Below are 12,491 nucleotides of genomic sequence, written 5' to 3'. Positions count from 1 at the left end.
GGTATACTCCTACCTAAAAAGACAGCGCGTCCTCTTTTGCTTCAACCTGTTCTATCGATGAGCGAACCTATAGAAACCCTGTAGGTTTCTTTGTGTTGCTGCAAGAGCACCCTTTTCTAAAGAAAAGAAAACGAAGGCAGGAGCGGAAGGCGGCGCTTCCAGCGGGAAGAGCAGCAGCCGAAGATCCTATCAAACGGCGGTTTTTCCGTTTGATATAGCTGAGGCGCTGCCCGCGGAAAACGTCCGCCTGCAGCGGATGCTTCTTTGCCCCCAGCGTATTCCTAAAGTAGAAACGAGTTATAGATATAGAACGGAACCTCACTCAAACAATAACCCTCTTTATCACGGATTCAGGTTGCATTAATAAAATTGAAAATTACACCACAGGCCTGAGTTTTGAAGAATTTGACCAAAACCAGCTTTTAATAGATGCAGTGCTTCGCAATCTCGAAGTTATAGGGGAAGCAGCAAAACATGTTCCATCAGAGATTCGTCAAAAGTATTCGCTAATACCCTGGAAAAATATAATAGGCTTAAGGAATATTCTAATTCATGAATATTTCGGTATTGATGAGCAGATCGTATGGGAAGTCGTCACTGTCGATTTAAAGAACACAAAACCTTTAATAGAACAAATGATGAGAGAGCTTCAATAAGAAGTGGGGCAGTGTTACCGATAATGGCAGGAGAGCGCTTGGCTGGCAGCCAAGAGATCATCGGTGCGGGTCCCGATATGCTCCACCATACATAATTGCGCCAATGACGCCGGTTTGAGGGACTTCCTCGGCCCGGCGTTATTTTTATGGTAAGAGGTCAATTGCAAGCAAATTACAAACGTTTAGTTGAATAAACGAGATGGACTCCTGTCCTGTGGATAACATACTGCCGGCAGCAAGTCTGATGGATGTAACAGTAGATGATTTACCCGGTGGACCGATGACATCATGCGCCGGCGAGGAGCTATTCCTCTTCGTCCAGCGCCTTTGACATACTGTCCCATAGTAAAAAGGCTGAAAATAAAAGGAGGGTGAATGGGATATAGTCTATCCCCATCAAATCCCCCAGTTCCTCACTCATCATGGATAATAGGTAGAATAAGCCGTACGAGATAAGAAGAAATAAAACATGTTTCATCCATCCCCGTATCTGCCGTGTGAATATGAATCGTGCGGGGATATAAACAAAAATCATGTATGGCACGGCTGTAACAAAAGCACTGAAAAAAATAGGTCCCATGACAGAGTGGCTGGAAGGTTGATGCCAACCGCTTATGTACAGAAGAATAAAGTGTATACCAAATGTAAATAAAGAAAGAAGGGCTATTTTCATTTTCATATTTTCTACTTTGACGGAGTTTGATGTCCCGTTATTTAAACGATCATCCATGATAGGGCCTCCTCTTTAAACAAAAGCTTTCACCCCATACTATCATAAAGAAACTGTACCGGAATAACCCCGTACGACCGGCTTTGCGTTCTATTTGTGTTATCATAAACGATATTAGAGTGTTGCTGCGAAAGCCCGGAGGATATCCATCTGCCTGCAGTCATCTTACTGTACCGGCGAAGCATCCGGATACTGCAGTATTCAACCCTCGATACGCCGGTATCTCCGCTTATTTTTTCCTTCCTGGACTGTTTGCTCCTGTGATTCACCGGGTATCCTGTTCTTACGGAGTTTACCTGTAAAAGGAGTTTTGACGATGAGTGCGATGGAAATCATATCGTGGCTGTTTATTATAGTGGGGGTGCTGCAGGCTGTCTATATCACGATAGATGTGGTGCGGCGCCCGCAGCAGATGATGCCTATTATGAATGTCGTCTGGCCGCTGACCGGACTCTATTTTCCGGTAATCGGCTTGTGGGCGTACTGGAAGCTGGGGCAGAATAAACATCCCCATCATCATCAGCATGAACACCACGAACACCACGAACATCAAAACAAGCCGTTCTGGCAAAGTGTTTTTGTATCTACGACCCACTGTAGCAGCGGCTGCTCGCTCGGCGATATGATCGGTGTGCCGATTGTCGTGCTGACAGGACTGACTATCGCAGGGAGCACACTGTTTGCGGAATACGCGGTGGAATTTGTGCTGGCCTACATTTTCGGGATCGCTTTTCAGTACTACGGCATGGGGGCCCATGGAAAAGGAAGTCCCCGGGAGAAGCTGAAGAACGCGGTCAAAGCAGATACGTGGTCGCTTATTGCGTTTGAAGTCGGCATGTTCGGCTGGATGGCTGTATCCCACTATCTCCTGTTTGCCCAGCCGCCGGAACCAAGCGGCGCGGTATTCTGGTTTATGATGCAGATCGCGATGATGCTCGGCTTTCTTACGAGTTACCCGGCAAACTGGCTGCTTGTGAAAAAAGGAGTAAAGCATGCGATGTAAGGAAGCATCGATGCGCGCCGATATCTGATAGACGGGTGTTGAAGTTGTCTGATACTATAATAGATAGAAGAATGCTGGAGGCTTATCATGACAAATCCATTTCAACATCCCCGCTACGTGACGGTTATTGAAGAAATAAAAGAGAAAATCAGAAATGGGGAGCTGGAACCCGGGGAGCGCCTGCCGTCAGAGAACGAGTATGCGAAACAGCTTCATGTTTCCCGGAACACCCTCCGTGAAGCGCTGCGGATTCTCGAAGAAGAGCACATCATGGTGCGAAAACACGGAATCGGCACGTTTGTGAACAAAAAACCGGTGTTTTCCGGCGGTATTGAAGAGTTGTTCAGTATTACAGACATGATTGAACGCGAAGGAAAAACACCGGGGACAGATATTTTATTCACCGGTTTCGCCGAGCCGCATGGCGATGATAAAAAAGAGCTTACACTTGGTGAAGACGAGCAGGTGTATCTGATTAAGCGTATCCGGACTGCGGATGACGATCCGCTTGTCTATTGCGTGGACAAGATTCCGGCGGGGCTGCTTGAAGAGGATTACAACCTGGATGAAGAATCGATGCTGCTCTCGCTGGAGAAAAAGGCAGGCGTGACAATCAGCTACGCCAAAGCCAATATTGAAACGATGGGCTATCATGAAGAAATCAGTACGATGCTGCAGTGCGAAAACGGTTCGCCGCTCCTCGTATTGAAACAGGTCCATTATGACATGGCAGATGAACCGGTGCTGTACTCGATTAACTTTTTCAAATCCGATCAAATCAGTTTTAATGTATTTCGAAGAAGGCAGCTGTAGAAGCTGTCTTTTTTTTGGATCCAGTTTCAGCGCCAACCGCGCATGGTCCAGAACCTGTCGCGGCAGAAAGTATAACAAGACATAACAATTTACTGTTGTGGATAATTTTTAGATGTGTTAATATTTAGAAAAATCTCCAAAAGCAGTTCATTCTATTTCGTGACTTTATCCTGCCCGGATAAAATCCCTTATGGAGTCTGACTGACTTTTCAGGAGCACGAGCCCATGTATGACGAGAAAACAGTTTACGTTGTGGGAGAAGCAAAATCTCCTGGAAACAACCCCATTATGAAGCAGTACGACACTTTTTTTGTAGGTTTTGTCATTGACCGCACGGACGGCACTATTGTAGATGCGGACTGTACTTCGGTTTTGGGATTGACTAAAAAGTTTGTACAAAGCCTGTTCACCGGTCACAAAATCTGGGATAGTGATGCTGTAACAAACAGTGTGACGAATCGTTATCTAGGTTCTTCTCAAAAAGCGATTATAACCGCTTTTAAGCATGCCCGGATAAAATATGAACAGGCACTTGAATCAGAATAGCTGAAATCACGCTGCTTTATCTATTGATACGTAGATAAAACCCAGCTGATAGGAATTATTTTTCCTATTGGCTGGGTTTTTCTTATATTATGACACTTTTTAGAATGAAAGGAGTTTTTCCATGATTCAGGAGGGTTTTTTGTATTTAGGGATCATGATTGGACTGGCCGGGCTTATTGCTTATATCGAAAAAAGCTCGGACAGCAGGTTTTTCAAGTATGTACCTGGTATTATCCTCATTTATTTTGCTGGTGCCTTTTTAAAAACCATCGGTGTGCTGGGGGACAGTGAATCCGTTGACAATACGTACGGTACCGTAAGAGATGCGATTTTACCAGCTTTGATTCTTTTAATGTTATTAAACTGTGATTTACGAAAGCTTATCAAGCTTGGTCCCAAAATGCTGATTGGTTACTTTACGGCGGTGTTCAGCATCATTCTCGGATTTGTTGTAACGTATCTCATCTTTAAAGGTCTTTATGTCACAGATACCTGGCAGGCACTAGGTGCATTGTCGGGAAGTTGGACCGGCGGATCTGCCAATATGGCCATCATTCAGGGAATTCTGGACATTCCGGAAAATATCTTTGGTTATGCGCTGGTGATGGATACCATTAACTATTCCACCTGGGTAATGGCTATGTTCTGGCTTGTTCCGTTTGCGGCCGTCTTTAACCGCTGGGCAAAAGCAAACACCTCTCACCTTGATGAAGTAAGCAAAGAGCTGATAGAAGAAGAGGAACAAAAGCAGAATGAAAAAACAAGCTTCGTTCATTTAATGGGATTAATTGCTATAGGTATATTCGGCTCTGCTCTTGCTACGAGTATTGGCGGTCTGCTCCCATCCTACGGTGATATCATCAGTCCGCTCACATGGACTATTTTCATTGTTTCTATAGCAGGGGTTCTGCTCGCCATGACAAGAGTATCCAAAATCCCAGGCTCCATGGATATAGCCAATGTCTTTCTTTATATTGTGATTGCTTTAATTGCGTCCAGAGCTGATTTCTCTGATTTTTGGCAGGCGCCTGTTTATATTATCTCCGGTTTTATCATTTTGGCTATCCATGCCCTTATCATGGCTTTGGCAGCGAAGGTATTTAAGCTGGATTTATTTACACTAGGTGTCTCAAGCCTGGCCAATATCGGCGGTATGGCCTCCGCTCCGCTGCTTGCCGGTGCCTATCACCGTGCACTCATTCCCATCGGAGTGGTAATGGCCCTGGCCGGTTCCTTCTTTGGCACTTATTTCGGCCTGCTTACCGCCCAATTATTGTCCTTTTTGTAAAAACAGCTTCAAACCATGGAGCAATGAGAGATATCGGAAAAAAGGAGTCTGACGTCGTGAAAATCATTGAATTATCAACACAAAAAACATTACTGCCTTTGGAAAAGTCTTTTAAAACAGCACTTCGGAGTATTAATTCTATTGAAGTAGTGGATGTAACCATCCAGCTTGAAAATGAAGAGAGCGGCCTTGGGTCCGCTTCTTCCACATGGCAGATTACTGGAGAATCACTGGAAAGCATCGAAGCCGCCATAGAGGGGCCGGTGAAACAAGCGGTAATTGGGCGGGATATTGAGCAGTTGGAAGACATTTTAGCCGCTGTGCAGGAAAGCTGCGTGGCGAACACGAGTGCCAAAGCTGCGGTTGATATTGCTCTGCATGACGCCTATTGTAAAACTTTCGGCCTGCCCCTTCATCAATACCTTGGCGGGGGCGCCGTATTTCCTGTTACCGATATGACGATCAGTATCGATGATCTTGAGAAAATGCAGGACAGTGCAAAACTGTCCAAGGAACAGGGTTTTGACGTATTAAAAATAAAAGTGGGCAACGAGGAAGAGCTGGATATAGAGCGTATCACAAAGGTTCGCGAAGCGGTCGGAGACAGTGTGAAGCTTCGTCTGGATGCCAATCAGGGATGGAGCAGTAAGAATGCTGTCAAAATTATCCGCGCGCTTGAAGAAAAAACAAATCTTGAATTAGTGGAACAACCGGTCCCTGCTGGTGATACAGCCGGTTTAAAATATATCCGGGAAAGAGTTGATACTCCGATCATGGCGGATGAAAGTGTTTTTTCGCCGGCTGATGCTTTTCGATTAATAAAAGAGGAAGCCGTGGACCTGCTTAATATTAAACTGATGAAATGCGGGGGCTTGCGCAGGGCCAGGCAGATAGCTGATATGGCCCAAAGCGCCGGGGTGGAATGTATGATCGGAAGTATGATGGAATCGCACCTATCCGTCACAGCGGCCGCGCATCTGGCTTACGCTCACAGTAATATTACAAAATATGACCTTGATGCTGCGCTCTGGCTGCAGGATCAAGTCGAACAAGGAGGGATGAAATGGCAGGGAAACACCGCTGAACTGTCTAATAGACCGGGACTTGGATTATATTAATTCCTGGAGGTGCTGTTAAACTTTCATTGGGGCTGTATCAAGAGGTACAGTCTCTTTTTTGTGAAAAAAAGGTAACTCACGCATAAGTGGAGGGGGGGGGACCTTTCGCTTCGAAGGCTTGAACGATATGAAGGCGCGCTTGTTGATGAGACCCGCGGAGCGGCACGTGAAGCATTGATTGATCCAGGGGATACGGCGGTGGAAGAGCAGACGGCTTTTCTTATCTTACGGCCAAAAAGCGGCGGGAGGATACCGAAAACGTAAGTATAAACTGATCATAAGACAGTTTTTGACCGGTGGACTCCGGCCAAACGTGACATAGAACAGGTCATAATGACGTTTACAGTACATAGGAGCAGTCAAAACGTAATCAAGGGACTACCGTATCATCGTTTTAGGCAGACTGCCGCGCGAAAAAAGACGTTCGTGCACTCCGACGGGCCTTTTATGCTTTTCTTATGAAAAAAGGGTTGTGTTGTTGGACGTCTAACCTTTACAATGAATACAACATTCCGAACAGGGGAGAGGATATCATCATTTATTGAAAGGGCTTTCCTTATTTTTTAATTATAGAGGTTGGACGTCTAACGACATAGGGTTCTTTTAACGCAGTTTTTAGAAAACGCTTACTCACTATATATATATGGAGGTTTTATCATGGATTTTCTTTGGGGATTGATGGGGATTGTCTTTGTCCTGTTTCTTGCATTTCTCGTTTCAGCCAGAAAAAAATCTATCCGGCCGAGGACGATCCTCGGGGGACTGGCGATACAGCTTACGTTTGCTTTTATTGTGCTGCAGTGGGATTCAGGAAGACAGGCGCTGGAATGGTTCACCAAATATGTTTCCAACATTATCGGTTATACGGATGAAGGAATTAACTTTCTGTTCGGCGATCTGCTTGCTATCGAAAGTGTAGAAAGTGTCTTTGCTCTGCAAACGCTTCCTGTTATTATTTTCTTCTCTTCCTTGATTGCGATATTATATTATATTGGTGTTATGCAGTGGTTCATTAAAATGATCGGCGGCTTTCTGTCTTATATTCTTGGAACGAGCAAAGCAGAATCGATGTCGGCGGCTGCCAACATTTTCGTCGGGCAGACGGAAGCGCCGCTTGTCGTAAAACCGTTTCTCTCCAATATGACGAAATCTGAACTGTTTGCCGTAATGACTGGAGGACTTGCTTCCGTGGCAGGCTCAGTGCTGTTTGGTTATGCTGCACTTGGTATTCCACTGAATTACCTGCTCGCGGCAAGCTTTATGGCTGCTCCGGCCGGTTTGATTATGGCAAAGATGATCATGCCGGAAAACGAAGTGTCCGAAACGACGGACCATATCGAGCTGGAAAAAGACTCAGAATCACAGAATATCATTGATGCCGCAGCCAACGGTGCTTCCACAGGACTGCGTCTGGCGTTGAACGTCGGTGCCATGCTTCTTGCTTTTATTGCATTGATTGCAATGGTAAACGGCATTATCGGCGGAGTAGGCGCCTGGTTCGGCGCAGACGGATTGACGATCGAGCGGATTCTCGGATTCGTTTTCGCTCCGGTTGCTTTCATGATTGGCGTGCCGTGGGAAGAAGCGATTCGTGCCGGATCATTTGTCGGCCAGAAGCTGGTTTTGAATGAGTTTGTGGCATATGCCAATTTTGCACCGGAAATTGAAGCTGGTGATTTGTCGGATAAGGCTATCACGGTCATTACGTTTTCTCTGTGTGGTTTTGCCAATATCAGTTCTCTGGCCATTCTTCTCGGCGGGATCGGGAGTCTGGCGCCGGAACGACGCTCGGAAATTGCACAGCTCGGTGTGCGCGCGGTCATCGCCGGGGCGCTTGCTTCGATGCTGAGCGCTGCGATTGCGGGAATGTTTGTCTAAATGAACGAAAAAGGTGATAAAAAATGAGAATGGTTGATGTTATTGAGAAAAAACGCAGCGGCGGTGAATTAACGAAAACAGAGATAAGCGACATGATAGAACAGTATACAGCAGGTGACATTCCGGATTATCAGATGTCAGCCTTGGCGATGGCGGTATTCTTTCAGGGGATGACAACGGATGAACGGGTTCATCTCACGCAGGCCATGGCAGCTTCGGGGGACCAGGTGGATCTCTCCGGTATTGAAGGGGTCAAAGTCGATAAACACAGCACAGGCGGGGTTGGGGATACAACAACCCTGATCCTGGCTCCGCTCGCTGCCTCTGTCGGTGTACCGGTGGCGAAAATGTCCGGACGAGGTCTTGGGCATACCGGGGGAACGATTGATAAGCTCGAAGCGATTAACGGCTTTGATGTGGAGCTTGACGGAGATACATTCAACCGGCTTGTAAATGAAAACAAAGCGGCTGTCACAGGGCAGAGCGGTAATTTAACCCCGGCTGACAAAAAGTTGTACGGCCTGCGTGATGTGACCGCGACGGTGGATTCTATCCCGCTTATCGCCAGTTCTATTATGAGTAAGAAGCTGGCCTCCGGGGCGGACGCGGTCGTGCTGGACGTGAAAACAGGAACGGGTGCTTTCATGAAAGAAACGAAGGAAGCCCGGGAGCTTGCCCAAGCGATGGTCGATATCGGGAATGGCGCCGGCCGGCATACGACAGCCGTTATCTCGGATATGAACCAGCCGCTTGGGTACGCAGTCGGCAATGCGCTTGAAGTGAAAGAGGCTGTCGAAACGTTAAAAGGAGAAGGTCCGGATGACATCTTTGAGCTGTGTCTTGCTCTTGGCAGTCATATGGTGGTGGCAGCCGGACTGACGGAAACGACGGAAGAGGCCGAAGAACGTCTGCGTGAAGCGGTGCGGTCCGGAAAAGCCCTTGAAACGATGAAAACCTTTATAGCAGGGCAGGGCGGCGACCCGGCTGTGGCAGATGATCCGGAAAAACTCTCGTCTGCTTCTTATAAAAAAGAAGTAACGGCAGCAGAAGATGGCTATGTTGCTTCCATTGCAGCGGATGACATCGGCACGGCTGCCAGCATGCTTGGCGCCGGACGTACGACGAAAGAGTCCACCATTGACCTGGCCGCCGGCATCATGCTGCATAAGAAAATCGGGGATATGGTGCAGAAAGGAGAGGTCCTCGCCGTTATGCACTCCAGCACCGAAAATACCGAAGAAGCTGAAGCGAAAATCATGTCATCCTACACGATTGAAACGCAGCAGACAAAGCCGCCTCAGCTATTGTACGATGTGATTCATTAAAGAGGAAGAGGGTCCGTCATGGGCGGGCCTTTCTTTTCAGCATAAGAGGTTGGACGTCCTACAAATAGGAGGTTAAAAGTGAAAGAATTAATGTTAAGTCTCGCTGCCGGTATGATTATCGGCATCGTGTTCAAATTTCTCAAGCTTCCGCTTCCGGCTCCACCGGTTCTGGCCGGGGTGATAGGAGTGGCGGGTGTATACTTCGGCGGAGTTATCGTGGATTGGTTCTATAAAACGCTGGCATAAAGAAAGGAGAATCATAGATGCATACTTCATTTAAACGTATATTTTTAATCGTTATGGATTCGGTCGGAATTGGCGCGTCTCCGGACGCCGTACAGTATGGAGATGAAAAGGCGGATACGCTCGGACACATTGCTGGACACCGGGGGGGCCTCAGGATGCCGAACATGGGGAAGCTCGGGTTGAGTAATATCAGGAAGCTTCCGGGTATCGAAGCAGCAGAGGCGCCGCTTGCCCACTTCACAAAAATGCAGGAAGCTTCCGCCGGCAAAGATACCATGACCGGGCACTGGGAGCTGATGGGGCTCCGCATTGATGCGCCGTTCCGGACATTTCCCGGCGGTTTTCCGGACGAATTAATAACCGCACTTACAGAGTCCTCCGGGCGTAACATTGTCGGCAACAAACCGGCATCCGGAACCGATATTCTTGATGAACTGGGAGAGCACCACCTGCATACCGGGGATTTGATTGTTTACACGTCCGCTGATTCGGTACTGCAGATTGCCGCGCATGAAGATGTTGTTTCCGTTGAAGAATTGTATGAGATTTGTGAAACGGCCCGTGAACTCACGAAAGATGAAAAGTATATGGTCGGCCGCGTGATTGCAAGACCCTTTACCGGAGAACCGGGTTCCTTTGAGCGGACGCCGAACCGCCATGATTATGCATTGAAACCGTTCGGCCGCACCGTCATGAACGAACTGAAAGACGGAGGCTTTGACGTAACAGCCATTGGAAAAATAACAGACATTTATGACGGGGAAGGGGTAACGACCTCCCTGCGGACGACTTCCAATATGGACGGCATGGATAAGCTGCTGGAAACAATAGACACAGAGTTTACAGGACTGAGTTTTCTGAATCTGGTCGATTTTGACGCGAAATACGGTCACCGCCGGGATCCGGATGGTTACGGAGATGCGCTGGAAGCCTTTGATGAACGGCTTCCGGAAGTGCTGGAAAAGCTGCAGGACGATGATCTGCTCATTATCACGGCCGATCATGGCAATGATCCGGTGCATCACGGGTCGGATCATACGAGGGAATATGTGCCGCTGCTCGTGCATCACCCTTCTGTGAATAAAGGACTTGCCCTTCCGCTCCGTGACACGTTTGCCGATGTAGGAGCGACCGTAGCGGAAAACTTTCAGATCAGGATGCCGTCGTTTGGAGAAAGTTTCCTGAAAGACGTGCAGCAGCAGGGGGGACAACGATGAATTTAACATCCATCCAGGAAGCAGCACGTGCCGTAAAAGCCCGGCAGAAAGTGCAGCCCAGGACCGGGTTGATTCTGGGATCCGGCCTTGGTGTGCTTGCTGATGAAATTACTGATGCAGTCACTATTCCTTATGGGGAGATTCCTCATTTTCCGGTGTCCACGGTGGAGGGTCACAAAGGACAGCTCGTCATTGGGGAACTACATGGTGTGCCGGTTCTTGCTATGCAGGGGCGTTTTCACTTTTATGAAGGATGGGACGTGCAGGACGTTACGTTTCCCGTACGGGTGATGAAAGAACTGGGGATCGACAAGCTGATTGTTACCAATGCCGCCGGAGGAGTGAATCCGTCTCTGAATGCCGGCGATCTCATGTTGATCACAGATCACATCAATCACGCAGGAGCCCATCCCCTGCGCGGCAAAAATAATCCCGATCTCGGAGTCCGCTTTCCGGATATGTCGGCAGCCTACTCTTTGCGTCTGCGGGAAGAAGCGCAGCATGCCGCAGCAAAGCTTGGCATGAATCTCCGGGAAGGTGTCTATGTCTGGAACAGCGGCCCCTCCTATGAAACACCGGCGGAAGTAAGAATGCTCCAGTATCTTGGAGGAGACGCGGTGGGCATGTCCACCGTCCCGGAAGTCACTGCTGCCCGTCACGCGGGAATGGAAACGGCAGGGATTTCATGCATTTCCAATATGGCGGCAGGCATTCTTGATCAACCTCTCTCGCACGAAGAAGTGATTGATACGACACAACAGGTCCGGAAAGAGTTTCTGTCATTGATCAGGGAATGGGTGAAACGAATAGAGAAAGGAGACTGACAAAAGAATGAAAGACATAGGAACAAAACAGAAAGAAGCCGTAGCAGCGCTCGAGCAGAAGATAGACGTAAAACCGGAGCTCGGACTTATTTTAGGTTCTGGTCTCGGGGAGTTGGCAGATTATATCGAAAACCCGGTCACGGTGGATTATGAAGAGATCCCGCATTTTCCGGAGTCTACCGTGGAAGGCCATGCCGGTACGCTGGTTGTTGGAACATGGCAGGGAAAAACCGTAGCAGCCATGAAAGGGAGATTCCATTATTATGAAGGGCATTCCATGCAGGATGTGACGTTTCCGGTCCGGGTGATGAAGGGTATCGGTGTGGACACTCTTCTTATTACCAATGCCTGCGGCGGAATGAATCCATCTTTTGCACCGGGAGATATTATGGTGATTGACGATCATCTAAACATGACAGGGGGCAATCCTTTGATCGGTCCCAATGATCCGGATATGGGTCCGCGTTTTCCTGATATGAGCCGGGCCTATTCTCCCGACCTGCGCGCGGTTGCGGATGAAAAAGCGGCAGAACTTGATATCAACGTGCAGCACGGGGTATATGCCGGTATTACAGGTCCGAGTTATATGACCCCGGCGGAACTGAAAATGCTGCGCCAATGCGGCGCGGATGCCGTCGGGATGTCCACTGTACCGGAAGTGATTGCAGCCAATCAGATGGGAATGAAAGTACTTGGTCTCTCCTGCATCACGGACATGGCCATTGGAGAAGAGCTGGAGCCTCTGACACACGACGATGTTGTCGCAGTGGCGGCCCGGACGAAACCTGTTTTCAAAAACCTTGTTCAGACGATTACCGCCTCCTTATAATACATGGAAGGAAGAGAT

Annotated in this window: 13 protein-coding genes; 12 read left to right on the top strand and 1 reads right to left on the bottom strand. The window is 48.1% G+C overall.

The annotated features are described in order from the left end of the window. The first annotated feature begins 299 nt into the window (after positions 1–299). A complete protein-coding gene (locus tag BM058_RS11620) occupies positions 300–656 on the top strand; it encodes a HepT-like ribonuclease domain-containing protein (protein WP_322787882.1) in 357 nt (118 codons plus the stop codon). 304 nt (positions 657–960) lie between these two features. Here BM058_RS11620 and BM058_RS11615 read toward each other — a convergent pair whose 3' ends face one another. After that, the gene (locus BM058_RS11615; RefSeq protein WP_090927213.1) at positions 961–1,386 is read right to left on the bottom strand and encodes a hypothetical protein; all 426 of its coding nucleotides are present in this window, start codon (positions 1,384–1,386) and stop codon (positions 961–963) included. Between the two features lie 316 nt (positions 1,387–1,702). Between BM058_RS11615 and BM058_RS11610 the strand changes: the two genes are divergently transcribed. The 11 genes from BM058_RS11610 to BM058_RS11560 all read left to right on the top strand — a co-directional run bounded on the left by BM058_RS11610 (position 1,703) and on the right by BM058_RS11560 (position 12,473). Continuing rightward, complete coding sequence (locus BM058_RS11610) at positions 1,703–2,389, top strand: DUF4396 domain-containing protein (RefSeq protein WP_090927212.1); 687 nt, start codon at positions 1,703–1,705, stop codon at positions 2,387–2,389. 87 nt (positions 2,390–2,476) lie between these two features. Beyond that, positions 2,477–3,202, top strand: a complete 726-nt coding sequence (locus BM058_RS11605) for a GntR family transcriptional regulator (RefSeq protein ID WP_090927211.1) — start codon at positions 2,477–2,479, stop codon at positions 3,200–3,202. Positions 3,203–3,427: 225 nt separating this feature from the next. Then, positions 3,428–3,748, top strand: coding sequence for a DUF3870 domain-containing protein (locus BM058_RS11600; RefSeq protein WP_090927210.1), 321 nt, complete (start codon positions 3,428–3,430; stop codon positions 3,746–3,748). Between the two features lie 121 nt (positions 3,749–3,869). Beyond that, positions 3,870–5,036: a DUF819 family protein gene (locus BM058_RS11595; RefSeq protein ID WP_090927209.1), complete on the top strand. Its 1,167-nt coding sequence runs from the start codon at positions 3,870–3,872 to the stop codon at positions 5,034–5,036. 56 nt (positions 5,037–5,092) lie between these two features. Continuing rightward, positions 5,093–6,154 (top strand): dipeptide epimerase, encoded by a 1,062-nt coding sequence (locus BM058_RS11590; protein ID WP_090927208.1) that lies wholly within the window; start codon positions 5,093–5,095, stop codon positions 6,152–6,154. Between the two features lie 657 nt (positions 6,155–6,811). Next, on the top strand, positions 6,812–8,032 hold the full coding sequence (locus BM058_RS11585; RefSeq protein WP_090927207.1) for a NupC/NupG family nucleoside CNT transporter: 1,221 nt from the start codon (positions 6,812–6,814) through the stop codon (positions 8,030–8,032). A 23-nt stretch (positions 8,033–8,055) separates the two neighbouring features. Then, the gene (locus BM058_RS11580) at positions 8,056–9,357 is read left to right on the top strand and encodes a pyrimidine-nucleoside phosphorylase (RefSeq protein ID WP_090927206.1); all 1,302 of its coding nucleotides are present in this window, start codon (positions 8,056–8,058) and stop codon (positions 9,355–9,357) included. A gap of 78 nt (positions 9,358–9,435) precedes the next feature. Further along, the gene (locus BM058_RS11575; RefSeq protein WP_090927205.1) at positions 9,436–9,603 is read left to right on the top strand and encodes a XapX domain-containing protein; all 168 of its coding nucleotides are present in this window, start codon (positions 9,436–9,438) and stop codon (positions 9,601–9,603) included. Between the two features lie 17 nt (positions 9,604–9,620). Then, positions 9,621–10,820, top strand: coding sequence for a phosphopentomutase (deoB, locus tag BM058_RS11570; RefSeq protein ID WP_090927204.1), 1,200 nt, complete (start codon positions 9,621–9,623; stop codon positions 10,818–10,820). Further along, complete coding sequence (locus BM058_RS11565) at positions 10,817–11,644, top strand: purine-nucleoside phosphorylase (RefSeq protein ID WP_090927203.1); 828 nt, start codon at positions 10,817–10,819, stop codon at positions 11,642–11,644. Before deoB ends, BM058_RS11565 begins: the two co-directional genes overlap by 4 nt. Positions 11,645–11,651: 7 nt before the next feature. Continuing rightward, positions 11,652–12,473, top strand: a complete 822-nt coding sequence (locus tag BM058_RS11560) for a purine-nucleoside phosphorylase (protein WP_090927202.1) — start codon at positions 11,652–11,654, stop codon at positions 12,471–12,473. Positions 12,474–12,491: the final 18 nt, after the last annotated feature.

Origin of the sequence: Salibacterium qingdaonense, from assembly GCF_900114715.1 — a bacterium.
In the GTDB taxonomy this organism is placed as follows: Bacteria; Bacillota; Bacilli; order Bacillales; family Marinococcaceae; genus Salibacterium; species Salibacterium qingdaonense.
Note: the sequence above shows the minus strand (reverse complement) of the source record. Positions and strands in the feature narration are given on the sequence as shown.

Coding starts and splice junctions, on each gene's coding strand:
- BM058_RS11560 (WP_090927202.1), top strand. CDS start 11,652: ATGAAAGACATAGGAACAAAACAGAAAGAAGCCGTAGCAGCGCTCGAG.
- BM058_RS11615 (WP_090927213.1), bottom strand. CDS start 1,386: ATGGATGATCGTTTAAATAACGGGACATCAAACTCCGTCAAAGTAGAA.
- deoB (WP_090927204.1), top strand. CDS start 9,621: ATGCATACTTCATTTAAACGTATATTTTTAATCGTTATGGATTCGGTC.
- BM058_RS11595 (WP_090927209.1), top strand. CDS start 3,870: ATGATTCAGGAGGGTTTTTTGTATTTAGGGATCATGATTGGACTGGCC.
- BM058_RS11565 (WP_090927203.1), top strand. CDS start 10,817: ATGAATTTAACATCCATCCAGGAAGCAGCACGTGCCGTAAAAGCCCGG.
- BM058_RS11585 (WP_090927207.1), top strand. CDS start 6,812: ATGGATTTTCTTTGGGGATTGATGGGGATTGTCTTTGTCCTGTTTCTT.
- BM058_RS11600 (WP_090927210.1), top strand. CDS start 3,428: ATGTATGACGAGAAAACAGTTTACGTTGTGGGAGAAGCAAAATCTCCT.
- BM058_RS11580 (WP_090927206.1), top strand. CDS start 8,056: ATGAGAATGGTTGATGTTATTGAGAAAAAACGCAGCGGCGGTGAATTA.
- BM058_RS11610 (WP_090927212.1), top strand. CDS start 1,703: ATGAGTGCGATGGAAATCATATCGTGGCTGTTTATTATAGTGGGGGTG.
- BM058_RS11605 (WP_090927211.1), top strand. CDS start 2,477: ATGACAAATCCATTTCAACATCCCCGCTACGTGACGGTTATTGAAGAA.